Source organism: Solibacillus sp. (genome assembly GCF_040273735.1).
Taxonomy (GTDB): Bacteria; Bacillota; Bacilli; order Bacillales_A; family Planococcaceae; genus Solibacillus.
Window position 1 is genome coordinate 1 of sequence record NZ_JBELZM010000022.1, and the last position, 26,099, is coordinate 26,099.

Here is a 26,099-nt window from a genome sequence, read left to right on the forward strand (position 1 = left end):
ACTATAAAAATTGAGAAATACTAATGGAAAAGTGTTTTAATGATACTAAAGTTGCTTTAATTAACTACATATAAAACATAGAGGCACTGATAAACGATCTTCACTATGAGCATTGTGCCTTGTTCACGGGCCAGATTGTTGAATAACAATCTCATATATATATCGAACGCCTTTGGAAATTAAAAATCAAGTAACTAACAGAACTATGTTATTCTTTGATAAATATTTTAAAAATGCTGATAGGTGGTATTTTGATTAATGGAATTTATACTTATCTTATTTCTTTGTCCATTTGCTGTTGTTATCGCATCCATAATAGGTTTTTTACTAATTAAAAAGTGGTATGTAATGCCTACAGTAACTTTAATTTTGTTTACTATTTTGACTTTTACCGTTTTCAATGAGACCTTCTTTTTTTGGGTAGTAGTTTATACGATAATATCGATAATTGTTAGTTTATTTATGAAGGTTATAAAAAAATAAATTGGCAAGAAAGCTGGAATCTGTATTAAGTAATAGATTTTTATGAATAAATGATTATGATTTATAACGTAAATAAAATTTAACTATTGTTGCCAAACCCATAAATATTCAATTATAGGGCTCATGAACGGTTATGATACAATCGCGTACTTCCATACGCTCAGTCATATTTTTCTGGTAGATACAACCGCATATAAAGATAACCATCCTCAACATCGTCTGTTTTTTCAAAGCCGATGTTGCTCCAAAATTTTTGTGCGGTTCTATTTTCTTGATTAACTGGTAAGGAGATTCTTCTTGCATTAAATTCTTTACATAAATATTCAATACAAAGCTTAGCCGCTGCTGATCCATAGCCTCTTTTTTGAAAACGGCTATCTATCATAAAATTTATGATTTGGGGGTTATTTTCACCAATATACATTGAAACAAAACCCACCATCGCATTATCGGCATAAATTGCGAAAGGGCGTGAATCATTATAAAATACCCACGCTTCGGCTAATGACCACGCTACAGAATCTACAAAGTCCACATTGGTATCAATTGTACGCAAGTTTAAACACTCTTCATAATTGTCACTATTAATTTTTCTTAACTCTAGCATAGCAATATCACCTTCCAAACATAGTTATGACTGTTAAATATATATCTTAATACAATCTCGAATCCTGGAAGTTATCTTCGATTGATTTTGAATCAGTTCTCCTTGATAACAGTAATTCATATAGTCGCATTGCACCATTTTATTATAGCACTATGCGATTTTTCGCATAAGATACGAAAGAAATTTCATAGATAAATAACTCAACATCATTATTGAAATTTATGCTAATTAACCTGTTTAATTGCGTTATTTGCACTTTTCTCCCGATCAACCGAACCCGTTACCCATAAGAGCGAGATTCCTTATGTATCCAAAATTTCATTTAGGTTCAATCAATAACACAACAAAATGGACCGATTGTGGAATAATGAATGCCGGAAGTATTATTGAATATGTTCTAATCATTTATTGAAACGAATAGATTGGTAGGGTGAGTTTAATTTTTGTGACATGGAGGAATGAAGATGATCAAACGAGTAAATCCAGAATTTTTAGCCGGTTTAGAATCATTTACGGATTTTGATTTTAAGGTAGAACAATTGGAGGCTATGCGTGAAGGTATGGCACAAGCGGTACAGCCTTTAACAAGCACTGAAACAGTTGATATTATTAATAAAACAATTACTGGCATTGATGATAATGAAATTCGCGTTCGTATTTATAAACCAGCCCATCAAGATCAACAATTACCGGTTTTACTGTGGATTCATGGCGGGGGTTATATACTAGGTAGCATTGAAGACAATGATCATCTTTGTGTACAAGTTGTAGAAACAGCTAACTGTGTCGTCGTTTCCGTGGATTACCGTTTAGCTCCGGAATATCCTTACCCTGCACCTCTTGAAGATTGCTACAGCGCACTTGCATGGATTGCGGACAATGCAGTAGAACTGAAAATCGACAAAAGACGTATTGGCGTAGCTGGGGCAAGTGCTGGCGGTGGATTGACAGCAGGTTTAACATTGCTAGCTCGTGACCGTGAGTATCCGTCAATTTGTTTCCAAATGCCACTTTATCCGATGATTAATGACAGTAACGATACACCTTCTGCGAACGAAATTACAGAAGGTATGATCTGGAACCAAAAAACGAATGATTTTGGCTGGAAATGCTATTTAGCCGAATTGCACGGGCATGATGAAGTACCGATTTATGCTGCACCGGCAAGAGCTGAGGATTATCGTAATCTTCCATATACGTATACATGTGTTGGGCAATTGGATCCTTTCCGTGACGAAACAATTACGTATGTATCTAAATTGGCACAAGCAGGTGTTGATGTGGAATTTCACTTATATCCTGGTGCATACCATGGTTTTGAATCACTGAATCCTCAGTCAGAACTTGCTCAAAAAGTGATTAAAGAATATGTGAATGCAATTAAAGTCGGCTTTGACCGCGTGAAAGCAACTGTTGGTCAAGTGGAAGAAGTAAAATAAATATTTAAGCTTCTGTGAATGCTCGGTTCAAAATTGAACCGAGCATTTTAATTTTGAACAGTGTAATGGTAATTTAAAGATACGCTTTAAATGAGAGCGCATTATAATTCCTTTTTTCATACAGGTAGATTATCAGAGCGGATAATTGCTGAATACCGAGATGGATTTTGTTTTCATCCACTTGTGAAATACTTAGGCGAATTGCTTTCTGTTTGTTTTCACTTAGGAACATCCTCGAAGCATTATCCACATAAATATGTTTTTCATGCAGCATGTATATCAATTTATCGACATCAATAACGGAAGGCAAGAAGATAGTGAGATAAAATCCGCTCTTGGGCTTTGTAAATTGTACATAGCCAGGTAAATACAATGAACATGCCTCTAATAATAGATTCATTTTAGTTGAATATAATCTTTTCACCTTTTCTAAATGGTAGTGAAACATCCCGTTTTTTAAATAGATTTCCAAAGCCCCCTGTGAAAGTGGCGATGTATTGAAATCTGCACTGAATTTACTGTGCACAAAGGAAGAAATCATTTTTTCAGGAAGAACCACTGTTGCGATTCGCAGTCCAGGCAAAAATACTTTGGAAAAGCTCTTAACATAAATGACTCTTTCATTAGGTTCATATGCAAACAAAGGATCGGACTTTAAATCTGTATCAAGTTCTGCCAAGAAATCATCCTCTACGATATATACATCGTATTTTTCTGCAAGAGCAACGATTTTTTTCTTTTCCGCATTAGTGTAATGATGTCCTAATGGATTGTGGCATCTTGGAATGATATAAAAGAATTTAATATCAGCGGAGCGAAATAACATCTCCAGCTTTTCAAAATCGATTCCTTCCATCGTCACTTCAATTCCGTATGTTGTAATCCCGTTTACCTGTAAGGAATCGATCATCCCAAAGTATGTAGGCTGCTCAATTAATACATTCTTTTTCCCGTTTGGAAACAGCATCGCTGAAAGAATATGAAGTGCCTGTTGTGATCCGGATGTTATTACAAGTCGATCGGGTTTCGCAAATACTTGTAAATGTTGCAAATACTTCGCAAGCTCCCTACGTAAAGAAAAGAGTCCCTGTTGATCACTATAAGTAAATAATTGTTCCTTATAATGATCGATTGCCTGGTTAATACAATGTTGAAAGTCCTCATAGGGCATAATCCTTTTATCAGGACCGGCCGACAAGAAATCAATTTCACTTTCCTTTTTGTCAGACGTTTGGAGATTATCCACTACATAATAGCCACTTTTAGGTTTTGCATAAATAATATGCTGTTTTTCCAACTCAAGTAATGCTTTTACAACCGTGTTTTTACTGCATTGAAATTGTTCAGCAAGCCGTCGGATTGAGGGCAATTTACTTCCTGTCTTTAACTTCTCATCTTTAATTTGTTGTTTGACCCATTCCAAAATGCCAATATATTTAGTTGTCATCTTGTTCTCCTTTGCTATCTGTCCCATGACAGATGGGAAATTCCCTTATTTTAAAAAGAGCGGATTTTCTTTACAATCTGTTTAATTAGCTTAATCGTATTAACTAATTATGGAATATTTTTTTACGACTGTGAAGAGGGGACGAAATGGAAATCAGTATGAAAAAAGGAATGCTATTAGGCTTTATTGGAATCGTTTGTTTCAGTTTTACATTACCGGCTACAAGCATTGCTGTCCCTTATTTTGGTGAGACAATAGTCGGATTAGGCAGGACAGTTATTGCAGCAATTATTGTCGGGACAGTATTTATTATGAAAAAGCAATCTTTACCAAGTAAAAGCCAATTTAAAAGCTTACTTATTGTCGCTGTAGGAGCGGTACTGGCTTTTCCGTTATTAACAACTTATGCGATGAAGTCATTGCCTGTTTCACATGGTGCAATTGAATTGGCTTTACTTCCACTTGCGACAGCTGGCTTTGCAACATGGCGAGGAGGTGAAAGACCTTCGAAACGCTATTGGATTGCGAGTGCAACAGGGGCGATAACAGTCATTATTTATGCCATCTATTTAGGGTTAGGCCAATTGCATAAAGGGGACTTTGCACTGATTGCAGCGGTCATATTACTTGGGTTAAGTTATGCGGAAGGAGGCAACCTTTCAAAGGAACTTGGTAGTTGGCAAGTAATTGCGTGGGCTATTTTAATTGGTGCACCGTTTTTTATTATACCTGTAGGCATTGGCTTATCTACCAGTATGCTGGTGGCGCCAATTGAAGCTTGGATCAGTTTGTTCTATTTAGGGATAGTCAGTCAGTTTTTGGCTTATGTAGCATGGTATGGTGGTATGTCTTTAGGAGGTATAGCTAGGGTAGGGCAGATTCAATATTTGCAGCCTTTTATAATGATTGGCTTTTCTGTATTATTTTTAGGAGAATCGATTACCTGGATAACAGTTGTTTTAGCTGTGATCGTTGTGCTTTGCGTAATATTAGGGAAGAATGACTTGGAGCAGAAATAGGGCTTCAAAGTTTATAATTCGTAGTATATAGAGAATGACTTCCTATAATGATTAGGACATGAACGGCAATAATTAAAAGAAGAACGGATTTCCGTATAGGGAATTCGTTCTTTTCATGTTGTTCTATAGCGGTTATGAATTAATATCCTGAATCACTTTTTCCAAGAATTCACCCATTCGTTTTACAGTTGACTCTGAAAAGTCAAAATCGACGCCGGTTTCTTTATATATCGCTGCAATGGAATGATTGTAATCGGCACTTGCACCTTTTTTATAAAATTCGACAGCTTGCTGGGGGTCCTTTTGATAATTCTCAAGTAATTGAAGAGCACCGAGCATTGACATCGAATATTCAATATCATAGAAAGGATATTGAATATAGTGAAGTGTACCGATCCAGCTCATGCCAATTTCCTTTTCAAAACCGGTAGTATCGACTGGATTCAAGCCATAACGTTTTGAAATTTCATAGAACTTTTCATCGCGTTCCATCGCAGTATGGTGAGGATTTGTATACATCCAATGCTGGAAAAGGTCTCCTGACAATGGGCCGAATAACATTGTAAACGCCCGTTTCAGCTCTTCACGTTGCGCGCTTTTGAATTCCTCTTCTTCCGGATAGAACAGATCAAACTTATCCAATAATAACAATTCCATTCCGTGTGAATACAATTCAGCTATTTCAGCTCGCCACTGGAATTCTTCAATAGGACCTTGTTCTGAAGCTTGGAGGTAACCATTCACCGCGTGACCCATTTCATGGATCAATGCAATGAGCGAGAAAAAGGAAGGACTAAAGTTTGCAAATACGAAGGTATGCCCGGATACAGGTAAAGGGACACAGAAGCCACCCGGACTTTTACCTTTACGGTCTCCAAGATCAAGCAATCCATTTGCTCTCATGTACTCCAAACGGTCTGAAAAATACGGGTCGGTCTTTCCTAACATTTCAGCAACACCGTCCAAAAGTGCGGATGTTTCAGAGTAAGGCGGATTTTTCAGCAGTTTTGCTGTGTTATCCCATGGGCGATATGTATCGACACCAAGTTTAGACTTGAAAACATCTGCAAGCCTGTTCCAAGCCGGAATAATATGCTTTTCAACATTTTCATGAAAGTCATAACAATCCCGGATACTGTACTCACGGTTTTTTGCGACAAACATATAATCACGGTAATTGTCAAACCCCGCATTGATTGCAATTTGGTGGCGCAGCTGAACGAGCTCATCCATGAGTGCATCCGTTTCAGGTTTGATTTGACGGTAGGCAGCTCTAATTAAATGATAAGCTTTTTCCCGAACATTTCTGTTCAAATTATCTAGCTGGGATTCGATAAACGGGAAAGGTTTTTCCTCTCCGTTCCATTCAACTGTCAGTCCGCCCATAATTTCACTATATTTTGTGCTTAGTTCTTGTTCTTTTACAAATAGCGGTATATTTTCTTCTCTAAACAGTTTTACTTTTGATTCTCGATAACGTCGCATTAAGCCGTAACGGTTTTCATCTAATTCATTGAAAAAAGGGGATTTGCAGCATTTTTCATCTAGCTTTGCCTCGTATGTCATTAACAGTGGCTGAATGACTTGCTGATCGTGAAGGTAAGTTGATTTAATATGCGGATCTTCCGTATTTCGGTAGAAGTCGACTAGGTGGCCTGTCAACGCTTCTTCAATTTCAAAGCGTATGTTCTTTTCATCCTCAATCCAATTTTCCAAATCAGTTATGGATTCAATTGAAACATTAAATAACCGTTGAAACTGGGCTTCAATTCCTTCGACGTCTTTCAGATTAATTAATTCTTTGTAGTAGTTAACGCTTTTCGCTTGAGACATGAATAATTCTCCCTTTACCTTCAGATTATTTTGACTAGTAAATCAATTATATTATAGGTTGGATCTTATTCATTCATTTTTTAAAAAAATAAGGGTAATAAAAATAATTCTTATAAATAAGTACTTGCTTATATAGCATCAGACTTATAATATAAGTATATTCTTATATAGTGGTGGTGGCAGGAAAAGTGGAAATCGAAGTGATGGAAAAACAGTTAAAAGCGGTTGCTGATTTAAATCGTTTGAAAATACTTGCGTGCTTGAAAAAGGGCGAAGTTTGCGTTTGTGATTTCACAAGTGTTTTGAATATTTCCCAGCCCGCAGTGAGCCAACATTTACGAAAATTGAAAGAGGCGGGCATTATTGCCGAGCGGAAAGTCGGTACGTGGAAGCATTACCGCATTCATGAAGAACAAACTGAATTGATGCATAATATTCTTGCCTCAATTGAAGAGCAGCCGACTTGTGACTGTAATATTGGCGGGATATGTATGGAGGAATAAATTGTGAGTTTATTTGTTATAGCGGCGCTTATTTTTATCGGGACGCTCATTTTAGTAATTTGGCAGCCTAAAGGATTGAACATTGGCTGGTCGGCTATGGCAGGGGCAGTTATTGCTTTAGTGGCAGGTGTCGTTGATTTTAGCGATGTTAGTACAGTGATCGATATTACGTGGAATGCAACATTGTCCTTTGTGGCAATAATATTAATCTCGCTTGTTCTAGATGAAATCGGATTGTTTGAGTGGGCGGCACTTCATATGGCACGCGCCGCAAAAGGCAGTGGAGTTAAGATGTTTGTCTATGTCAGTCTGCTTGGTGCGGTTGTTGCAGCACTTTTTGCGAATGACGGCGCAGCATTGATTTTAACGCCGATCGTCCTGGCGATGGTACGTAATCTACAGTTTAGCGAGAAAATGATTTTCCCTTTTATTATGGCAAGCGGTTTTATTGCGGATACGACTAGTTTACCGTTTGTTGTGAGTAACCTAGTGAATATTGTTTCTGCGGACTTCTTTGAAATAGGGTTTGTGGAGTATGCAGCACGGATGGTTATTCCGAACATTTTTTCTTTAGCGGCTACGATAACTATTCTACTCGTTTACTTCCACAAATCGATTCCACGTTCGTATGATGAATCGGTGCTAAAGGAACCGAAACAGGCGATTAAAGATTTGAAGATGTTCAAGTTGTCTTGGGTTGTACTTGCAGTTTTAGTGGGCGGCTATTTCTCAAGTGAATTTATCGGTATTCCGGTGTCGCTCGTTGCGGGTATCATTGCGACTTTTTTCTTGTTAATGGCGAAACAAAGTACAGTAGTCAATACGAAAGCAGTCATTAAAAGTGCTCCGTGGAACATTGTTTTTTTCTCTATTGGCATGTATGTAGTTGTGTACGGTTTAGGTAATTCAGGACTAACTCCGGCATTAGCCAGCTTCATTGAGTGGACAGCAGATCAAGGGTTATTTGTTGCAACAGTCGGAATGGGCTTTATTGCGGCGTTTTTGTCTTCTATTATGAACAATATGCCGACAGTAATGGTGAACGCACTGGCGATTGCCGAAACATCGACAAGCGGAACAATACGGGAAGCCCTTATTTATGCCAACGTAATTGGTTCTGATTTGGGTCCAAAGATTACACCGATTGGATCACTTGCAACATTGGTTTGGTTATATGTATTGTCACATAAAGGTGTGAAAATTCCTTGGGGCACTTACTTTAAAACAGGAATTGTTTTGACGGTCCCAATTTTGTTCTTCACATTAATCGGACTTTACATAACATTATTACTTTATTAAAAGGGGTTAATAAGATGACGAAGAAAAATCTGTATTTTTTATGCACGGGAAATTCATGCCGTTCCCAAATGGCTGATGGCTGGGCGAAAAAGTATTTACCGGAAGACTGGGATGTCTATTCTGCGGGGATTGAAACACATGGTGTTAATCCAAATGCAATTAAGGCAATGAATGAGGTAGGTATTGATATTTCTAATCATACATCGGATCTAATTGACGAAGAAATTTTAAACAGCGCTACGTTAGTTGTTACGCTTTGCGGGGATGCAGCAGATAAATGTCCGGTCACTCCGCCACATGTACGCCGAGAGCATTGGGGATTTGAAGATCCGGCGAAAGCGGTAGGATCAGCGGGTGAAAAATGGCTTGTTTTCCAACAAGTACGTGATGCGATTGGAGCGCGTATTGAACAGTTTGTAAAAGAAGAAATAAAAGGATAACATGTTCTCAATGGAAATCGATCGGATAAGGAGTTATTGTCATGATTTCAAGAGATCAACTGGAAAAGAACCAAGTAACGATCTATATCATAACTTTATTATTGGCGGGATTTATAGGATGGAATTCACAGTTTCATAATCAACTGGAAAATTTAATCCCGACTATCCTTTGTATCTTAATGTACAGCATGTTTGTTCAAATTCCGTTCGCTGCTTTAAAAGAATCTTTTTCAAACCGGCGTTTCTTTTACGCCCTCTGCATAGTTAATTTTATTGCGGTACCGATTGTTGTATGGGTGCTGACGTTCTTTATTCCAGATTATCCGCCACTATTATTGGGCGTTTATCTAGTTTTACTCACCCCATGCATAGATTACGTAATTGTATTTACAGCGCTTGGCAAGGGGAATGAAAAAATGATGCTCAGTGCGACACCTTTTTTATTTGTTGCACAAATGCTGTTACTGCCGTTTTATTTATGGCTGTTTATCGGCGAACAGGCGGCAAATGTAGTAGAGGTCGCGCCATTTGTTGAAGCGTTTGTCACATTCATTGTATTGCCATTATGTGTTGCACTGATTGTACAGCTCTTATCGAAAGAGGGGGGGCGTATCCATGAGATGTCTTCCTGGCTTCCGGTACCATTCATGGCTTTCACTCTTTTTGTAATAGTTGCTTCACAAATTGGCAAATTGGCGGGTTCATTTGAATGGATACTAAAAGTGATACCTATTTACATAGCATTTATGATCATTATGCCTTTTATCTCAAAGATGGTCGGGAAATGGCTGGAGCTTGATATCCGTACTGGCCGTGCACTGGTCTTTAGCGGATCGACACGTAATTCACTTGTTGTATTACCATTTGCACTTGCAATGCCTGACGAAATCCGTTCGCTCGTTGTGGCCGTTATTGTAACCCAGACAATTGTTGAGATTATAGGGGAACTTATGTATATTCGCATTATTCCGCAATTTATCTTGCGTGATAAATAGAGAATAAGCTCTTTACTGGCTATTGCTCCTATGCTGCTTTACAATTTTGAAAAGAAGGACCAAACTGCGCGTTTTGTGTAGTATAATCTTCATTACTATGTATTTTAAATAGAAAAGGAGTTTTAACATGAAAATCGAGGACTGGTTAAATAAAGAAACATCTACAATCGCAAATAAGTTAATCGACTATAACAAAAAACATATTGAAGTTGAAAAATCGATTGGATTCACTGGCCGTGATCAAATCCATCATATATTGGATAGTTTTTATGAGATTTTCTTCCCGACGATTTATAACCAAGGTGTTGTCGATGAAACACGTACAATGATGAAACTGAATAATAACCTTCGCCAGTCAGCATTGGATTTGCGTGATATTATCGAAAAAGTATTAGTCTACCAAAACTTTGATAATTGTGATGGCCAATGCCGAGAAAAAGCGGATCATGTTGTGATGAAGTTAATGGACCGTTTCCCGGAAATCCGTGAAACGATTCAAACAGATATCCAAGCTGCTTATAATGGTGATCCGGCTGCTACATCAACAGAAGAAATCATGTTAAGCTACCCGTCGATCCGTGCTGTTTTTATCCACCGTATCGCACATGAACTATATAAAATGGATGTAACAATAGTTCCACGTATCATGTCTGAATATGCACACCAGTTAACAGGAATCGATATTCATCCAGGGGCGAAGATCGGCCATTCATTTTTCATTGACCATGGTACAGGTGTCGTAGTGGGAGAAACGTGCACAATCGGCAACAATGTTAAAATCTATCAAGGTGTGACGTTAGGTGCTTTAAGTTTCCCGCTCGATGAAAACGGAAACCCGATTAAAGGTGTAAAACGTCATCCGAATATTGAGGATAATGTTGTGATCTATGCCGGTGCTACAATTTTAGGCGGGAAAACGACAATTGGCCATGACACAGTGCTTGGCAGTAATATTTGGCTGACATATTCGGTTCCGCCATATTCACGTGTTTATAATTCGCAGCCATCACCGAACATTAGCAATAGTAAAGAAGTTGTTATTGAATACGAAATCTGATCGGAAAATATATGTCTAGCTAATAGGATGGATTATATTAGTGTGATATAACTTCATCCCATTTTAAAAAATCCTATTTCGTGGATCACCTCCTTATGGCGTACCATAGAATACAAGAAAGCAGGTGTAACCATTTTAAAGGATACACCTGCTTATTTTATTACTTAATATATATATTGCTTACAAGCACGTCTTGAAGCAGCTTTGTTGGAATTTCAACAGTGACAAGTCCCATATATCCTGGAGCTATTTCATATTCATCAAACGACATCACAAGTTTACCATCTTTGGTAATATAGAAGTTTTGGTCAGGCGTAATGCCTTCAAACACACCGAATGATTCATCATGATACTCTGTTCCACCAATCCAATACATGTCAGACCCTTCTGTTTCAATCATTCTATTGCGCAGTTCTTCCTCTACATATCGGCTAATAATTCCGATGTAGCGATCATCTTTAAACAGACTTGGTAATGTAATAACTGTTTCAGCATTTTTATCAATCGTCGTATACTTCATAACAGTAGAAGATGATGCAACAATGACTTCTACATACCGTCCAAATGACAGTATTTCATCTGTATCCGTTTCAATAACATAGCCGCTATTTAGTGACATATTTCCAGCTTCCATTTCCTCTATATCTGCCTTAAATTGCTCATAAAGTGTTTTACCTTCCTCGGCGTATTCTTCATTCAATGCCTCGATGTCAGCAGAGGAACCCGAAATTTGAGGTACTTGAATTTCAGCAGTGTAAGCATCTTTTTCCATTTCATACTTAGTAAATGTGAGTACTTGTACGACTTGTCCGATAACTGGTACATCCGCCAAACTTTTTGCCATTGCTGGATTTGTATTCAGGCCTACTGTAAATAGTACTGCCGCCGCAGCAACTGATGTTAAAAAAATGGGCAGTTTGCGTTTGCTCTTCTTAGGACGATACTGCAGGTTTTTTTCGATTAACGATTCTAGTTCCTTTGGAATTGGTATATTGTTATATTGTTCTTTTAAATTTTTTAACTTGTCATTCATTACTCGGATTCTCCTCCGTCTGTAGCTCAATTTTTAATAGCTTTAATGCTTTATAAAGCCTGGATTTCGCGGTACTTAGAGGAATCGCCAAAATATGCGCGACGTCTTCGATTTTCAAATCCTCAAAATAGCGCAGCACGATTACCTCACGCAGCTGCAGAGGTAATTGATGTAAAGCCTGCTGCAAATCAAGATTGCAGTATGTATCTTGCTCTGATATTTGCAGTAAAGAATCGTCTCCAATGAGCTCGATCCGCTTTTGTTTGCGCAGTAAATCAATTGCCGTCCGCACTAAAATCGTATAAAACCAGCTTTTCAATTGATCCCGATTTGTCAGTCTTTCAAGTGCGAGCCAACCTTTTTGAATGCTGTCCTGCACCACATCGAGCGCATCCTGCTCGTTTTTTGTATAGCTATATGCGAGTCTATATAGCGAATTTTGCTGGGTACGGATAAATGTAATAAATGCATCTTCTAATTCTTCCATCATTCCTTGAAGCTCCTTTTTTACTCTGTCGACAATTATAAGACGACGGTATGTGGTTGGAAAGTTTAAATAGAGTGAAATTTTTTATATAAAAAAGCTTTCTAGCCGAGATAAGCGATAAAAATCATTAAAATACAAATTAAATTTATTAAAAAAATTTAAATAAATCCTCTTGACGTTGAGTAAAACCTTTGTTATATTTATCTCAAGTTCGAGATATTTAATTTCGGAATTTTATTTTTACTATATATCTTGAAATCGAGATAAATTGGAGGAGAATATAAAATGTCAACATTTACAGTCGATCAAACACACTCAACAATTGGTTTTGAAGTTAAACACATGATGGTATCAAAAGTTAAAGGTCAATTCATTAACTATACGGCAAACGTGGAAGCGGCAGACTTAACGGATTTAACTACTGCATCAATCAACTTTGAACTGGATGTAGCAAGTATTAATACGAACAACGAAGATCGCGATAACCACTTGAAATCAGCAGACTTCTTCAGCGCAGAAGAGTTTGGAAAAATCAAGTTTACCGCAACAAACATTGAAAAAGATGGCGATGACTATAAAGTGACTGGTGACTTAACAATTAAAGACGTTACAAAACCGGTAACATTTGATGTTGAATACGGTGGTAAAGGTACGAACCCATGGGGCGTGGAAGTATATGGTTTTGAAGCAGAAACAAAAATCAACCGTGAAGATTTCGGTTTAACATGGAATGCTGCTTTAGAAACAGGCGGCGTACTAGTAGGGAAAGATATCAAAATTAAAGTAGAGTTAGAATTAAACCCTGCTGCGTAAGTATTCATAAGGATAAATTGTCAGCAAAACGGCAATAATGATTTACGTTACTGATAAGAATGCATAAAAGTACAAAATTAAAATTTGAGGCAGAAACTTCAGTTATTTATGCATACCTATACCAATATATAAAAGCCTCAAAGTTTTAATTGATATCTTGATTCAAGGTAATTGAAGGAGTGTAAGAAATGGGATTCATCAGTAAACTATTCGGAAAAAAGAAAGTGGAGGAAATTAAAGTGGAGAAATTAAACATCGGTATTATTTTAGGATCAACTCGTGAAGGTCGTGTAAGCCCTCAAGTCGGTGCATGGGTAAAAGAACTCGCAGATAAACGCGGAGATGCAAATTATACAATCATTGATATTGCGGATTTCAAATTGCCATTACTAGGAGAACCAGGTGGGGATGCATCAGGTGCTGCAGGCTGGTCTGAAGCAATCGCAAAACAAGACGGATTTGTATTCATCGTTCAAGAATATAACCATTCGATTACAGGCGCACTTAAAAATGCATTAGACTACTTACGTGATGAATGGAACAATAAAGCAGCGGGTATCGTATCTTACGGTTCTGTTGGCGGAGCACGTGCTGCTGAACATTTACGCGGTATTTTAGGTGAATTACTTGTTGCGGATGTACGTGTACACCCAGCTTTATCATTATTCACTGATTTCGAAAACGGTACAACTTTCAAGCCAAAAGATGTGCAGGCAGATTCAGTAAACCAAATGCTGGACCAAGTAATTCCATGGTCAAAAGCTTTAAAAACAATTCGCTAATTAACGATCATCGATCTAGCACATGTCATTGCATGTGCTAGATTTATTACATAAAAATTGGACAGAGTGTTTTATTGAATGGAATGTTGTGTTCAGTTTTTACGAATGGAGGAAATGAATTTGAAAAAACATACAACCGGTATTCATCACATTACAGCAATCGTCGGTCATCCTCAGGAAAATGTCGATTTCTATGCGGGTGTTCTTGGATTACGTCTTGTAAAGAAAACCGTCAATTTTGACGACCCTGAAACATATCATCTATATTTCGGGAATGAAGGCGGGGAGCCAGGGACAATTATTACATTTTTTCCTTGGCCTGCAGCATATAAAGGCAGAATCGGCGATGGTCAAGTCGGTGTGACAACATACGTTGTACCAGTGGGAGCAATGGATTTCTGGAAAGAACGCTTAACAAAAAACAATATACTGTTCAAAGAAGAAACAAGGTTTGGAGAGACCTATTTACAATTTGATGATCCACATGGTCTGCAACTTGAAATTGTTGAGCGTGATGGGGGTTCTCCAAATGGCTGGACGTTTGGTGGAATAACTGCCGATGTAGCGATTAAAGGCTTTGGCGGTGCAATTTTATATTCATCCCAGCCGGAAGAAACAATCAGTACATTAGTTGATGTGATGGGACTTGAAGAGATTGGCCGTGAAGGTGATTTTGTACGACTAAAAGCAACAGCATCAATCGGCAATATTGTCGATGTGAAAATGACGGTCGGTAATCGTGGGGCAATGGGTGTCGGAACGGTGCATCATATTGCATGGCGTGCAAATGACGATCAAGATCACAAAGAATGGCAGCAATACGCAATTGATAAGGGGCAGCATGTAACGGACATAAAAGACCGTAATTACTTCAATGCCATTTACTTCCGTGAGTCAGGAGAGATTTTATTCGAAATCGCGACAGACCCACCAGGATTTGCGCATGATGAAACGCTGGAAACAATGGGCGAGCAGCTAAAGTTGCCGGTACAATATGAAGATTACCGTGATCGGTTGGAAAATTCGCTGTTCCCGATTAAAGTTAGAGAGTTAGATTAGTAGTGTGATAATGAAAAGGGGTTACTCAGTTTTACTTGAGTAGCCCCTTTTATAATTAAAGCAATTTCGCCATGTATAGTTCATTCACATATTGTCCGTCAATCAGTAAAGAATTTCTTTTCACGCCTTCAACTTCAAACCCCATTTTCTTATAAAGATGGACAGCTTGCTCATTATACTCAATCACCGTTAACTCCAGGCGATGGAGCTGCGACTTTTTTGCCCATTGAATCATATAGTCGAACAAAGCGGTACCAACTCCTTTACCGCGACTTTTACTATGTACACCCACAGCAATTTGTGCCCTGTGAGAAGTACGGGATAACGTTTCCGCTTTTAATAGGAGATAACCTAAAATTTCTTCCTCATGCTCTGCGATAAAGAAACCGGATGTAGGTGTCTGATTTATGGAATTGATTAAATTGCTTAAAGAAGCTGGTGCCATATTTCTTTCATCCGGCGCAAAGAGCATAAATCCGGACTGTTCCGCATCATTCATCACTGCGAGTATTTGTGATGTATCACTTTCGTTCGCTTTTCTAATTATACTTTTTTTGCCGATTGTGTTCATTGAATTCACCTCATTCTTATTGTAATAAAATTATATCATTTCCAGAATATATAAATTAAACTAAAATCAAGATAGAAATAAAATTTAAAGGGGTCTGAAAATGAAACTATTAAAAAACGGCTTTGTAGTAAATATGGAAACAGGCGAGTTTACTAGGCAGGATGTTTATATTGAAAATAACAAAATTGTAAAAGTGGCTCCTAATCTTCAAATGGAGAATGTTGAAGTAATGGATTTTACGGATAAATGGTTAATACCAGGATTGATTGATATGCATGTCCATATAAAAAAACACTTTGCCAATTACTTCACAGCAGCAGGGATTACAACGGTTCGGAATACTGCGGGGAGCATTATTGAACTCAAACCATTTATCGATGCGAATGGAAGTGAAATGGAGCCGCGCGTTATTTCTGCAGATCGCATGATTGATGGACCCCCAGGCTTGTGGGGAGACGATACTGCCTATAACATCAATGTCGACAATGTAGATCTTGCGAAACAGGAAGTAGCGCGGCAAGTAGAGCTTGGGGCACATTTTATTAAAGTTTACGGCTGGCTTGATCCTGAATATATGAAAGTAGTTACGGATGAAGCACGTAAACACAATCTGGAAGTAAGCAGTGATTTAATTCATTCCAAAAAAGTGGATGCACTTCATGCAGCACATATAGGGATTGATTGGCTGGAACATTGTTCTGGTATTATTCAAGCAATGTACCCACAGTGGGCGATGGATTCTCCGAAAGAAATCTGGGATACAATTCCGTGGGAGCAGCCTGATGAAGAATTAATAGAAAGTGTATGTAGACAATTGTTGATAAAGGATATTAAGCTATGTCCAACAATAGTATTATATGACCAAATGCAATTAGCAGATCAATATTGGACAACGGAACATGAAGTTGTTCATCATATAGAAAACAGTGAGTACTTATTTAAGTATTGGCAACAAGCTGCACAGGCAAAACAAGGACAGAACACGTTAGGTATTCAAACGAAAACAATTCAAAAAATTGCCTATACCTATTTTAAAATGGGCGGAACTGTCGTGACTGGTACAGATACCCCTGCAGGAATCTTTACTTATCCGGGCTTTGCATTACATCGGGAGCTTCAGCTGTTTGTTGATGCTGGATTTACACCATTGGAAGCCCTTCAGCAAGCTACAATTAATGCAGCGAAAGCTTTAAAAGCAGAGGATTTAGGTGATATAAAAGAAGGTTTTACTGCGGATTTATTAGTACTGAATGAAAATCCTCTTAGCGATTTAGAAAATACAATGAAAATCGATCGGATAATAAAGGACGGGAACCTGTATACGATTCCTGAGCTGCTTGAAAATATTCCGACTGAGCAAGAGATGAACGATTATATGAAAGAAGTGATTAAAACTTTCGAAGAACAAGGGTTAAATGCAGGAAATTAGGTTTAGTCAATATGGTAAGAGGGGAACTTCTATTATCGAATATGTTGTGATGTATTTGGAGAGATTAGATGTAAGTAATTACACGTAAAGGGGCTCTGAATTGACATGAGAAATAACAACGACATAGAAGTTTCACGCCGGAACATGTGGTCAGGAATACTGTTTGGCATCGGTTTGATTGCCTTTATTGATGAAACCGTTTTTCACCAGTTGTTAAGATGGCATCACTTTTACGACAAATCGACAACGGATATCGGGTTAATTTCCGATGGTATTTTTCATGCCTTCAGCTGGTTTGCTACGATAGCAGGGTTATTTTTATTTGCTGATCTGCGTCGGAAAAATGCTCTGATCTTTCAACGATGGCTCGGCGGCGTATTATTAGGGGTTGGTGTATTCCAATTGTATGACGGCATCATTCAGCATAAATGGATGCGAATTCACCAAATTCGATACGTGGACAATGTCATTGTGTACGATATTATGTGGAATGTCGGTGCTCTGATTATTTTACTAATCGGTATTTATCTATTATTCCGCAAATCAAAAAACAGTACTTTAAAAGAGAAGAATGCAAATGAATAGCCAATACTTACTGCACAGTCATGGACATAATGCTATGAATCATTCAGTACCTGGTATAAACCTTCAATTAGTGCTCGGGGTCGTTTTCGTATTTTTATTAGTAGCATATATAACCGCTGTCCTCATAACGAATCAGCGCTATAAAAAATGGCCCATTTTCCGTACAATTTGCTGGACAATTGGTATGGTTATTGCACTTGCTGCAGTTGTCGGTCCGTTGGCAAACAGTGCGCATTCTAACTTTACAGCACATATGGTGAGCCACTTATTTTTAAGTATGGTCGCACCAATTTTTTTGGCAATTGCTAAGCCGATAACTTTGCTGCTCAGAACAGCAAATACAACATTAGCACGTAAGCTGACTTCCATTTTAAAAAGTCGCTTTCTAAAATTCATTTCGCACCCGATGACTGCTGCAGTTTTAAATGTAGGAGGACTTTGGCTGCTATATACAACGAATTTGTTTACATTGATGCATGAAAATGTGTTTTTCGCTTTATTTGTACATTTACATTTTTTCATTGCAGGTTATGTATTTACGATTTCCATTATTTATTTCGATCCGGTCTACCATCAATATTCCTACCGATTCCGGGCGGCAGTTTTAATCATTGCGATCGCTGGTCATGATATATTGTCGAAGTATATGTATGCGAATCCTCCCGCTGGAGTTACATTGCAAGCGGCGGAAATGGGAAGTATGGTCATGTACTATGCAGGAGACTGGATAGAAGTTGTAATCATTATTATTTTTTGCTGGCAATGGTATAAATCAGCAAAGCCACGAAGAAATGTTGCAGTGGGGTTCAATAGGGAACAGGTTACTATGCATGGAAAATAAGATAGTTGTTACGGCTAATTAACTTTAAAAAATTTCTTCCAAAAAAAGCGTCGCAAATTTGCGACGCTTTTTTATTCGGAACATGTCAGCCCTCTTTTTTGTGAGCATTCGAAGGTGGCTGTTTTTTCGGTCGGATGTAGAGACCTAATTTCTTCCTCTCAGCCATTAATGATTTGTAGAGCGAAAGTATCATCAGCAAAATGATAAAAGAGAATGGGAAGGCGACAATTATCGCGGCATTCTGCAGTGCGGTCAAACCACCGGAGAATAATAAACTTGCTGCAATCGCAGCCTGTAAAATTCCCCAAATCAATTTTATTTTAAATGATGGGTTCATCGAGCCAAATGTTGTTTGCATCCCTAATACGAATGTAGCGGAATCGGCTGAAGTGATGAAGAATACCGCGACTAGTAAGAGCGCGATAATCGATAAAATAAAGCCTAGCGGCATCTGATCAAATACACCGAATAAAAGCTGCTCTGTCGGTAAATCAACAAGTCCTTCATCTTTTGTCAAATATGTTTCAATCGCCGTCGTACCAAACGTAGCAAACCAGAAAATACTAACAAGTGTTGGTGCTAAAATAACACCCATCAAAAATTCACGGATTGTTCGCCCTTTTGAAATACGCGCAATGAAAATGCCGACAAATGGAGACCAGGACATCCACCATGCCCAATAGAAAATAGTCCAGCTGTTAATCCAATCACGGCTGCCCGCATCACCCGGTTCCATACGTAAACTCATTTGTACGAAGTTCTGTAAATAACTGCCGAGACCTGAAGTAAAGTCGTTCATGATGGCAACAGTGGGACCAATAAATAAAGTTAATATTAATAAGACAGCTGCCAAATAGAGGTTCCAATTACTTAATAGTTGAATTCCTTTATCAAGACCGGTTGAAGCGGAAATGATAAACAATACCGTAACGATAACAATGATGATTAATTGGACAGTAAAGTTAATTGGAAGGTCGAATAAATAGGAAAGACCGCCATTAATTTGCTGTGCACCTAAACCGAGTGTTGTTGCAACACCGATAACAGTAGCGAAGACCGCAATAATATCAATTGTATATCCAATAGGACCCTTTGTTTTTTCACCGAAAAGAGGAAAAAGTGTGGAACTTATTAAACCGGGTGCACCTTTACGGAAATTGGAGTAGGCAAGTGCTAATGCGACAACACCATAAATGGCCCAAGCGGAAATTCCCCAATGGAAGAACGTGTATCGAAATGAATCTTTCAATGCTTGCTGTGAGCCTTCAGGAGCCTGTGGGGAACTAATAGCAAAATGTGATAATGGTTCCGCTGCTCCCCAGAACACTAAACCAATCCCCATTCCCGCACTAAATAGCATCGCAAACCACGATGCATTGCTGTAGTCCGGCCGGTCAGTCGGCTTACCAAGACGTATGGCTCCAACAGGACTCAATATGAGGAAAACACAAAACGCAATAATGATTGCAACAACTAATAAATAATACCAGCCAAAATTATAAGTGAGTAAATTTTGTATATTCTTGGTGACATTTTCTAAAGTTTGTGGAGCAAGTACACCAACTATTACAGCCAGCATTACTAAAGTAAATGAGCACCAAAAAACAATGCCTACTTTTTTCATTTTATTACCTCCGTTCAGTGACATATAAATGTATTACCCAGTTTGAAAAAAATAAACATTTATAATTATTTTTCAGGCTAGAAATAGGGACTGACTAGTTCAAATGGGATGTTAATAAATGAATTCGCTATAAAATATTTATATAAATATAGCGCCGATTTATCTTTATAATACCCAAATTTCCCGACTTTAACTTAAGTGAATAACTCTTTTATAAATTTCCTATACTGTGACAAAAAGGGGGGAGTCGTATTGACACAAACAATGGAAATAAAGCAGGAAATTAAACGACTTAATAAGCAATTCCTCCAATCATCAGATTTCATAGTAAAAGAAATAGAATGGAATCAAGATGAAAAAGTGATTATATGTTATTATTCTTCGCTTGTAAATAAAAATGAAGTAGACCGAAACCTTTTTTTTCTAAAACAAATAAGCAAAACACCAGTTAAAACAAAAGAAAATAATAAACAGGAAAATTCCGATATGCAAAATGGTGAAAAAAGCGAGTCAAATAATAACAGCGGAAATATTATTTCGGAAAAATCAGAAAACAAAAATATATTTGCTCATGATGATTCTGTAACAATTACTACAGAGCAATATGATGAAAAAAAACTCATTAATTATGTTTGTGATGGAGAAACCATTATTATCTTGCTGCAATCAAGAAAAATGATTAGGTTTAGTAGCCCTGAATTTGTACATGGTACACCAGACGAACCAGAAAATGAACAAATTTTGCGCGGATCACATGAAGGATTCGTTGAAAGTTTTGATGCGAATATATCGCTTATACGAAAGCGTATAAGAAATAATAAGCTCGTTGTAAGAAAAATCATACTTGGAAAGAATACAAGGACCGTTATTTACTATTATTATGTCGATGATTTAGTTGATAAAGAAGCATTAAAAACCGTAGAAAATCGCTTAAATGCAATCGATATTGACGAAGTTTATAGTATAGGACAACTAAATGATAATTTAGATGATCAAGTGTGGTCCCCATTTCCTCAACTTCTTAGTACCGAGCGACCAGATCGTGTTACTGCAAATATTTTGGAAGGCAAAATCGCCATCATGACAGATTTATCACCGACTGCACTAATCGGTCCAGTGACTTTTTTTTCATTTTATCAGACACCGGATGATTTTAATTCACGTGTGTTGGTAGGAACATTTTATCGGTTACTGCGAGGGTTCAGTCTTCTGTCAGCGATTTTTTTGCCGGCTTTCTATATTGCAATCATCAGTTTTCATTTTGAAGTGTTGCCGCTTGAACTCGCAAATAAAATAAAGACGGATATTAATCAAATTCCATATCGACCTTTAATTGAAGCCATGATAATGGAATTAACAATTGAATTGATTCGAGAGGCGAGTGTCCGGTTGCCGAAATCAATTGGACAGACTATTGGTATTGTAGGTGGGCTTGTCATTGGAGATGCGATTGTAAGTGCCGGACTCGTATCCAATTTAATGGTTATCGTTGTAGCATTTACAGCCATTTCAAGCTTTGTTGTTCCATCCGTGGAGCTTAATTCGACAATACGGTTGCTTCGCTTTCCGTTTATGTTTCTGGCTTCATTGTTCGGTTTTTATGGGATTGTTATAGGCACATTTATATTGGTGGTTCATTTATTGAATTTAAGTTCATTAAAACGACCATACTTTTCGCCAATTGTTCCATTTGACCCTAAAGGGATCAGTAAGATATTTTTGCGAAAACCCAATTACAAAACAAAGAAACAGGTAACAAGTTTTTCGCCCCAAAAGGATGACAAAGCATGACTATCAAATTGACGAAAATCCAATTGTTTCTATTGATGTTCGTTATGCAAACGGGTTTTGTGTACACCTCTTTTCAGACTTCGATCATTGCGCATGGTAAGCGAGATGCAACAGTGCAGTTTATCATAATTGCGCTTGTATTTTTTTTACAATTAGTATTTTTCGAAAGAATGCATAAATACTTTCTTTTGAATAATTTCACAAAAACAATCTACCTACTATATTGGGGAGTATATATTATCGCCTTTGTTATTTATATAACGTACGTATTGACGACTTGGGCATTTCCAAACACGCCAACGAGTGTTATCATATCCATCTTTTTATTAGTATGCTTCTATGCAAGCATCAGTAGACCTGAAACAGCAGTGAATATTGGAGTCGTTTTGTTACCAATGCTCTTCTTATTTATAATTTTTATGATGGTAGCTATTCCGGATTTGTATGCAACGAATTTGCTGCCGCTATTTTATGATCGTGGGGAAACATGGTGGATGGGGTTTTTATATTCCACCAGTGCATTTGGCGGGGCCGAAATGTATGTAATGCTTCGCAAGTACTTACTGGAAGATGAAAAGATAAGCAAAAGAATACTGACATTATATTTTATTATTTTGACAAGCTTTTACCTGTTGTCCATTACATTTACGTTAATGTTTTTTGCACTAGAGGAAATTAGGCTTATTCCAGAACCGATTTTATATATTCTGCACGCGGTAGAGGTTACGTTTGTAAAACGGTTAGATTTATTTTTTGTTTATATATGGCTTTCCTGGTCGTTGGTTACAATCGTAAATTATGTACTTGTTATGCGTCTTGTCTACTTTGAAAAAAAACGAAAATCACCTGTTGTACAGCAATTTTTATTTTTTGCCATTGTTGGTGTAACGGCCAACTATCTTGTTGGTTTCTCTGTATTGGATTTTATCAAGGGCAACATTGTTTATCTCAATATTATCTTTACTTTTTTACTTCCAATTGTAATTATAATCGTAAATAAGATAAGGGGGCGAACTGTATCAGAGTCCCGTACATCATCTTAATATTCGCTTCATTATTACTCGCGGGTTGCTGGGATGAAAGACTTTATAAAAATTCATCAGTAGTATCGCTTACGGGCTTTGAAGGGGAGATGGGCGATTTAACCGCATACTATGCCTATCCGGAAGCAACTACACCTGAGATGAAAACCGTTCTGATTACGGGAAAGGGGTTAACACCTCGAGATGTGAGAATGGATGCTGAACTAAAAGTTGAGCAAACACTCGATTTATCAGGACTGGCGACAATTCTTATTTCAGAGGATACAGCAAAAGGTAAACTTTATGAATATTTCGATTCTTTCTTTCGTGATGCAAACAGTCCGATTTCCTCAAAAGTTGCAATAGTTGAGGGCGAATTGAAGCCATTTCTTGAAATAAGTGAGCAAAAGCAGACTACAGCAGGTGAATATTATGACCGGCTTATTACCAGTCTGGAAGAGAATTCTATTGTTATTCCGTATACTCTGCAAACAGCCGGTTCAATACTTTTCGAAGATGCGCAGGACTTGGCCTTGCCGTATTTAAAAATGGATGAAGAAAATCGGCCGGCTGTCGCCGGGATCGCACTGTTTTCTGGGGAATCTTTCACAGGTAAAACGTTGACTACCAAAGAAGGCATTTTACTGAATATACTAAATAATTCGCTTGGTTTTGCTACCCGAATTTCTTATTTATATAACGATAGTCCAATAACCATTCGACAAATTAATAAATCCAAAAGAGATATAACAGTTTCCGGAAACAAAATAGAAATTACCGAAAAAATTGAAGTTGCAGTTTCGGAGTTTCCGCAAGATCACTTAAATGATGACCGTGTTAGAAAAGAACTTGAAAAATTTCTTACTGAAAAAATAGAAGAAGAAATGAATGAAGTAATAAAAAAATTGCAAGAAGCTAAATGTGATGCTCTTGGACTTGGTAGAAATGTCCGGGCTTTTCATCCGGATTTATTCAAAAAAGACTGGAGCGAACATTTTTCTACGTTGGATATAAATATCAATGTAAAGGTTGAGATTATGAAAACGGGTATATTAAACTAATTGAAAATATTAGTCATAACTAAAATAAATTTTTGGAGGATGGTGGTATTTTGAATAAAAATATGAATTATGGTGATGATTATAGGTTTATTCCTGCTACATCTGTACAAAGTGGGGTTAGCCAAGAATTATTGCCAGACTTGTATGTACACACAAGTCAAATCGCCAATATTGTTTTTTACAGTTATCCTGGCAGTAACGAATTTGTTTTAATAGACGCTGGTATGCCAAAAAGTGCGGAAGAAATTATTGCCGTTGCAGAAAGGCGATTTGGCAAAAATGCAAAAGCAAAAGCAATTATTTTGACACATGGACATTTTGATCATGTAGGTGCAATCATTGAACTTGTAGAGCACTGGCAAGTTCCTGTTTTTGCTCACCTACTGGAACTGCCATATTTAACAGGCTTAAAAGATTATCCGGAGCCGGACCCTACTGTTGATAGCGGATTAGTTGCTAAAATGTCCCCGATGTTCCCGAATGAAGCAATCGACTTAGGGGAATCTGTCCAGGAGCTTCCTCTAGATGGAACCGTACCTTTTATGGAAGGATTTAAGTGGATTCATACACCGGGACATACCCCTGGACACGTTTCGCTATTTAGGGAGCGCGACGGAGCACTTATTGCAGGGGATGCATTTGTTACAGTCAAACAGGAATCCTTGTATAAAGTATTTACCCAGGAAAAAGAATTGAATGGACCCCCGAAGTATTTGACGCCAGACTGGGCCGCAGCTTTTGAATCAGTAAAAATTCTGGCAGCATTAAATCCTTCTGTAGCGGTTACAGGACATGGGGTGCCGATGAGCGGAGAAGAACTAAGCGAGGGGCTGCGGAAACTTGTTGATAATTTTGATAAAATAGCATTGCCAAATAATAAGAAATAAATAGTACAAAAAATCATCCTTTTACTCAGTAAATGGATGATTTTTTGAAGTGTATTAATAGAGTGGGTCTGATTTAAATGCTAACGCAGAAATTAATTATTCAAATCATATAACCCAGGGCTATGCTCATTTGGCATGTCTGGCATCAACGGTACCGGGAATCCTACTGGCGGGGGTGTTACCTGATATGTTCCGCCATTTCGACTTGGTGATTGTCCTTGCAGAATTTCACCGATTCTAGTGGGGTCCAGACGGAAGTTAAATTGACAGTTATGATAACCCATATCAACAAATTTACGACATTCAGGATATTTGTTTATATCATAATTCGGTACCGGGAATAGTTTGCCCCAGTTTACACCTAATGTTTCCAGTGCTTTTGCAAAAGCGTTTTGATGGGCATTATCACGGACAATCAAAAATGCGAGCGTTTCACGGAACGTTTGGTTTGAACTCATTTCGTAAATTCGAGTTTTTTGTAGTACACCTGTAGATTCCAATACGAGGTTATTCAGTAAATCTGCGATGAGGTTGCCGTGTGAGTAGACCCATGATCCATTCCATGGATTCCCTGCAGCATCTACTGGCAATGATGCTTGTGCGCCCATAATAAAGTGATGGGGATTTGCATGTCGTACCGCTTCATCCAATGGAGATTGATCCATACCATTATTACCGGGAGCAGATGATTCTCCAGAATCATTCAATAGTTGGTTGATGGTATTTTGAACAAGCTCGACATGGGCTATTTCTTCTAAGAAAATACCGCGCAGCAAGTCTCTGAATTGAGTATCTTTACCTCGGAAATTGGAACTTTGGAAGAAAAATTGCATCATTGTCCGCATTTCCCCATAATGTCCGCCTAAGATTTCCTGTAAAACGCGGGCAGCTGCCGGGTCTGGTTTGTCCGGTTTAATAATATTGATCAGTTCTTCTTTATAGTAGTACATAGTTTCCCTCGCTTCCTTTTTCTTATTTCATAAAGAATGAAT

General features: G+C 37.8%; 26 protein-coding genes. 18 read left to right on the forward strand and 8 right to left on the reverse strand.

Annotation, left to right across the window (positions count from 1 at the left end; all coding sequences use genetic code 11):
- Positions 1-258 precede the first annotated feature (258 nt).
- The gene (locus tag ABS917_RS16890) at positions 259-483 is read left to right on the forward strand and encodes a DUF2651 family protein (protein ID WP_350480091.1); all 225 of its coding nucleotides are present in this window, start codon (positions 259-261) and stop codon (positions 481-483) included.
- 160 nt (positions 484-643) lie between these two features.
- On the opposite strand, the gene ABS917_RS16895 is transcribed toward ABS917_RS16890, so the two are convergent.
- Positions 644-1,090, reverse strand: coding sequence for a GNAT family N-acetyltransferase (locus ABS917_RS16895; RefSeq protein WP_350480092.1), 447 nt, complete (start codon positions 1,088-1,090; stop codon positions 644-646).
- 464 nt (positions 1,091-1,554) lie between these two features.
- Here ABS917_RS16895 and ABS917_RS16900 point away from each other — a divergent pair, with 464 nt between their 5' ends.
- Positions 1,555-2,529: an alpha/beta hydrolase gene (locus tag ABS917_RS16900; RefSeq protein ID WP_350480093.1), complete on the forward strand. Its 975-nt coding sequence runs from the start codon at positions 1,555-1,557 to the stop codon at positions 2,527-2,529.
- Between the two features lie 73 nt (positions 2,530-2,602).
- Here the strand turns inward: ABS917_RS16900 and ABS917_RS16905 are convergent, their stop codons facing one another.
- On the reverse strand, positions 2,603-3,976 hold the full coding sequence (locus ABS917_RS16905; protein ID WP_350480094.1) for an aminotransferase-like domain-containing protein: 1,374 nt from the start codon (positions 3,974-3,976) through the stop codon (positions 2,603-2,605).
- Between the two features lie 146 nt (positions 3,977-4,122).
- Between ABS917_RS16905 and ABS917_RS16910 the strand changes: the two genes are divergently transcribed.
- Complete coding sequence (locus ABS917_RS16910) at positions 4,123-4,995, forward strand: DMT family transporter (RefSeq protein ID WP_350480095.1); 873 nt, start codon at positions 4,123-4,125, stop codon at positions 4,993-4,995.
- A 132-nt stretch (positions 4,996-5,127) separates the two neighbouring features.
- Here the strand turns inward: ABS917_RS16910 and ABS917_RS16915 are convergent, their stop codons facing one another.
- Positions 5,128-6,828, reverse strand: coding sequence for a M3 family oligoendopeptidase (locus ABS917_RS16915; RefSeq protein WP_350480096.1), 1,701 nt, complete (start codon positions 6,826-6,828; stop codon positions 5,128-5,130).
- A gap of 188 nt (positions 6,829-7,016) precedes the next feature.
- Between ABS917_RS16915 and ABS917_RS16920 the strand changes: the two genes are divergently transcribed.
- The 5 genes from ABS917_RS16920 (at position 7,017) to epsC (ending at position 11,122) form a co-directional block, all read left to right on the forward strand.
- Positions 7,017-7,331 (forward strand): ArsR/SmtB family transcription factor, encoded by a 315-nt coding sequence (locus tag ABS917_RS16920; protein ID WP_350480097.1) that lies wholly within the window; start codon positions 7,017-7,019, stop codon positions 7,329-7,331.
- Between the two features lie 3 nt (positions 7,332-7,334).
- On the forward strand, positions 7,335-8,630 hold the full coding sequence (locus ABS917_RS16925; protein WP_350480098.1) for an arsenic transporter: 1,296 nt from the start codon (positions 7,335-7,337) through the stop codon (positions 8,628-8,630).
- Positions 8,631-8,644: 14 nt separating this feature from the next.
- Positions 8,645-9,070, forward strand: coding sequence for an arsenate reductase (thioredoxin) (gene arsC / locus ABS917_RS16930; protein ID WP_350480099.1), 426 nt, complete (start codon positions 8,645-8,647; stop codon positions 9,068-9,070).
- A gap of 41 nt (positions 9,071-9,111) precedes the next feature.
- Positions 9,112-10,065, forward strand: coding sequence for an arsenic resistance protein (locus ABS917_RS16935; RefSeq protein ID WP_350480100.1), 954 nt, complete (start codon positions 9,112-9,114; stop codon positions 10,063-10,065).
- A 127-nt stretch (positions 10,066-10,192) separates the two neighbouring features.
- A complete protein-coding gene (gene epsC, locus ABS917_RS16940; RefSeq protein ID WP_350480101.1) occupies positions 10,193-11,122 on the forward strand; it encodes a serine O-acetyltransferase EpsC in 930 nt (309 codons plus the stop codon).
- A 160-nt stretch (positions 11,123-11,282) separates the two neighbouring features.
- Here epsC and rsiV read toward each other — a convergent pair whose 3' ends face one another.
- Complete coding sequence (gene rsiV, locus ABS917_RS16945; RefSeq protein ID WP_350480102.1) at positions 11,283-12,155, reverse strand: anti-sigma-V factor RsiV; 873 nt, start codon at positions 12,153-12,155, stop codon at positions 11,283-11,285.
- Complete coding sequence (locus ABS917_RS16950) at positions 12,148-12,645, reverse strand: RNA polymerase sigma factor SigV (RefSeq protein ID WP_350480103.1); 498 nt, start codon at positions 12,643-12,645, stop codon at positions 12,148-12,150. The genes rsiV and ABS917_RS16950 overlap by 8 nt, the downstream gene beginning before the upstream one ends.
- A gap of 282 nt (positions 12,646-12,927) precedes the next feature.
- Here ABS917_RS16950 and ABS917_RS16955 point away from each other — a divergent pair, with 282 nt between their 5' ends.
- The 3 genes from ABS917_RS16955 to ABS917_RS16965 all read left to right on the forward strand — a co-directional run bounded on the left by ABS917_RS16955 (position 12,928) and on the right by ABS917_RS16965 (position 15,296).
- The gene (locus ABS917_RS16955) at positions 12,928-13,455 is read left to right on the forward strand and encodes a YceI family protein (protein WP_350480104.1); all 528 of its coding nucleotides are present in this window, start codon (positions 12,928-12,930) and stop codon (positions 13,453-13,455) included.
- 188 nt (positions 13,456-13,643) lie between these two features.
- Positions 13,644-14,237, forward strand: coding sequence for an NADPH-dependent FMN reductase (locus ABS917_RS16960; RefSeq protein ID WP_350480105.1), 594 nt, complete (start codon positions 13,644-13,646; stop codon positions 14,235-14,237).
- Between the two features lie 105 nt (positions 14,238-14,342).
- Positions 14,343-15,296, forward strand: a complete 954-nt coding sequence (locus ABS917_RS16965; RefSeq protein ID WP_350480131.1) for a ring-cleaving dioxygenase — start codon at positions 14,343-14,345, stop codon at positions 15,294-15,296.
- A 55-nt stretch (positions 15,297-15,351) separates the two neighbouring features.
- Here the strand turns inward: ABS917_RS16965 and ABS917_RS16970 are convergent, their stop codons facing one another.
- Positions 15,352-15,867 (reverse strand): GNAT family N-acetyltransferase, encoded by a 516-nt coding sequence (locus tag ABS917_RS16970; protein ID WP_350480106.1) that lies wholly within the window; start codon positions 15,865-15,867, stop codon positions 15,352-15,354.
- A 100-nt stretch (positions 15,868-15,967) separates the two neighbouring features.
- On the opposite strand from ABS917_RS16970, the gene ABS917_RS16975 reads away from it, so the two are divergent.
- The 3 genes from ABS917_RS16975 to ABS917_RS16985 all read left to right on the forward strand — a co-directional run bounded on the left by ABS917_RS16975 (position 15,968) and on the right by ABS917_RS16985 (position 18,722).
- Positions 15,968-17,296 carry an amidohydrolase family protein gene (locus tag ABS917_RS16975; protein ID WP_350480107.1) on the forward strand — a complete coding sequence of 443 codons (1,329 nt, stop codon included), beginning with the start codon at positions 15,968-15,970 and terminating at the stop codon, positions 17,294-17,296.
- A gap of 105 nt (positions 17,297-17,401) precedes the next feature.
- Positions 17,402-17,881 (forward strand): DUF2243 domain-containing protein, encoded by a 480-nt coding sequence (locus tag ABS917_RS16980; RefSeq protein ID WP_350480108.1) that lies wholly within the window; start codon positions 17,402-17,404, stop codon positions 17,879-17,881.
- Positions 17,874-18,722, forward strand: a complete 849-nt coding sequence (locus ABS917_RS16985) for a cytochrome c oxidase assembly protein (RefSeq protein WP_350480109.1) — start codon at positions 17,874-17,876, stop codon at positions 18,720-18,722. The genes ABS917_RS16980 and ABS917_RS16985 overlap by 8 nt, the downstream gene beginning before the upstream one ends.
- 85 nt (positions 18,723-18,807) lie before the next feature.
- On the opposite strand, the gene ABS917_RS16990 is transcribed toward ABS917_RS16985, so the two are convergent.
- Positions 18,808-20,346, reverse strand: coding sequence for a glycine betaine uptake BCCT transporter (locus ABS917_RS16990; RefSeq protein WP_350480110.1), 1,539 nt, complete (start codon positions 20,344-20,346; stop codon positions 18,808-18,810).
- A 252-nt stretch (positions 20,347-20,598) separates the two neighbouring features.
- Here ABS917_RS16990 and ABS917_RS16995 point away from each other — a divergent pair, with 252 nt between their 5' ends.
- The 4 genes from ABS917_RS16995 to ABS917_RS17010 are packed head-to-tail and all read left to right on the forward strand — an operon-like array spanning position 20,599 to position 25,107.
- On the forward strand, positions 20,599-22,137 hold the full coding sequence (locus tag ABS917_RS16995; RefSeq protein ID WP_350480111.1) for a spore germination protein: 1,539 nt from the start codon (positions 20,599-20,601) through the stop codon (positions 22,135-22,137).
- The gene (locus ABS917_RS17000; RefSeq protein WP_350480112.1) at positions 22,134-23,180 is read left to right on the forward strand and encodes a GerAB/ArcD/ProY family transporter; all 1,047 of its coding nucleotides are present in this window, start codon (positions 22,134-22,136) and stop codon (positions 23,178-23,180) included. Before ABS917_RS16995 ends, ABS917_RS17000 begins: the two co-directional genes overlap by 4 nt.
- On the forward strand, positions 23,180-24,220 hold the full coding sequence (locus tag ABS917_RS17005) for a Ger(x)C family spore germination protein (protein ID WP_350480132.1): 1,041 nt from the start codon (positions 23,180-23,182) through the stop codon (positions 24,218-24,220). The genes ABS917_RS17000 and ABS917_RS17005 overlap by 1 nt, the downstream gene beginning before the upstream one ends.
- Positions 24,221-24,270: 50 nt before the next feature.
- Positions 24,271-25,107 (forward strand): MBL fold metallo-hydrolase, encoded by an 837-nt coding sequence (locus ABS917_RS17010; protein ID WP_350480113.1) that lies wholly within the window; start codon positions 24,271-24,273, stop codon positions 25,105-25,107.
- A gap of 92 nt (positions 25,108-25,199) precedes the next feature.
- Here the strand turns inward: ABS917_RS17010 and ABS917_RS17015 are convergent, their stop codons facing one another.
- Complete coding sequence (locus ABS917_RS17015; protein ID WP_350480114.1) at positions 25,200-26,057, reverse strand: manganese catalase family protein; 858 nt, start codon at positions 26,055-26,057, stop codon at positions 25,200-25,202.
- Positions 26,058-26,099: the final 42 nt, after the last annotated feature.

Coding starts and splice junctions, on each gene's coding strand:
- ABS917_RS16890 (WP_350480091.1), top strand. CDS start 259: ATGGAATTTATACTTATCTTATTTCTTTGTCCATTTGCTGTTGTTATC.
- ABS917_RS16895 (WP_350480092.1), bottom strand. CDS start 1,090: ATGCTAGAGTTAAGAAAAATTAATAGTGACAATTATGAAGAGTGTTTA.
- ABS917_RS16900 (WP_350480093.1), top strand. CDS start 1,555: ATGATCAAACGAGTAAATCCAGAATTTTTAGCCGGTTTAGAATCATTT.
- ABS917_RS16905 (WP_350480094.1), bottom strand. CDS start 3,976: ATGACAACTAAATATATTGGCATTTTGGAATGGGTCAAACAACAAATT.
- ABS917_RS16910 (WP_350480095.1), top strand. CDS start 4,123: ATGGAAATCAGTATGAAAAAAGGAATGCTATTAGGCTTTATTGGAATC.
- ABS917_RS16915 (WP_350480096.1), bottom strand. CDS start 6,828: ATGTCTCAAGCGAAAAGCGTTAACTACTACAAAGAATTAATTAATCTG.
- arsC (WP_350480099.1), top strand. CDS start 8,645: ATGACGAAGAAAAATCTGTATTTTTTATGCACGGGAAATTCATGCCGT.
- ABS917_RS16935 (WP_350480100.1), top strand. CDS start 9,112: ATGATTTCAAGAGATCAACTGGAAAAGAACCAAGTAACGATCTATATC.
- epsC (WP_350480101.1), top strand. CDS start 10,193: ATGAAAATCGAGGACTGGTTAAATAAAGAAACATCTACAATCGCAAAT.
- rsiV (WP_350480102.1), bottom strand. CDS start 12,155: ATGAATGACAAGTTAAAAAATTTAAAAGAACAATATAACAATATACCA.
- ABS917_RS16950 (WP_350480103.1), bottom strand. CDS start 12,645: ATGATGGAAGAATTAGAAGATGCATTTATTACATTTATCCGTACCCAG.
- ABS917_RS16955 (WP_350480104.1), top strand. CDS start 12,928: ATGTCAACATTTACAGTCGATCAAACACACTCAACAATTGGTTTTGAA.
- ABS917_RS16960 (WP_350480105.1), top strand. CDS start 13,644: ATGGGATTCATCAGTAAACTATTCGGAAAAAAGAAAGTGGAGGAAATT.
- ABS917_RS16965 (WP_350480131.1), top strand. CDS start 14,343: ATGGAGGAAATGAATTTGAAAAAACATACAACCGGTATTCATCACATT.
- ABS917_RS16970 (WP_350480106.1), bottom strand. CDS start 15,867: ATGAACACAATCGGCAAAAAAAGTATAATTAGAAAAGCGAACGAAAGT.
- ABS917_RS16975 (WP_350480107.1), top strand. CDS start 15,968: ATGAAACTATTAAAAAACGGCTTTGTAGTAAATATGGAAACAGGCGAG.
- ABS917_RS16980 (WP_350480108.1), top strand. CDS start 17,402: ATGAGAAATAACAACGACATAGAAGTTTCACGCCGGAACATGTGGTCA.
- ABS917_RS16985 (WP_350480109.1), top strand. CDS start 17,874: ATGAATAGCCAATACTTACTGCACAGTCATGGACATAATGCTATGAAT.
- ABS917_RS16990 (WP_350480110.1), bottom strand. CDS start 20,346: ATGAAAAAAGTAGGCATTGTTTTTTGGTGCTCATTTACTTTAGTAATG.
- ABS917_RS17000 (WP_350480112.1), top strand. CDS start 22,134: ATGACTATCAAATTGACGAAAATCCAATTGTTTCTATTGATGTTCGTT.
- ABS917_RS17015 (WP_350480114.1), bottom strand. CDS start 26,057: ATGTACTACTATAAAGAAGAACTGATCAATATTATTAAACCGGACAAA.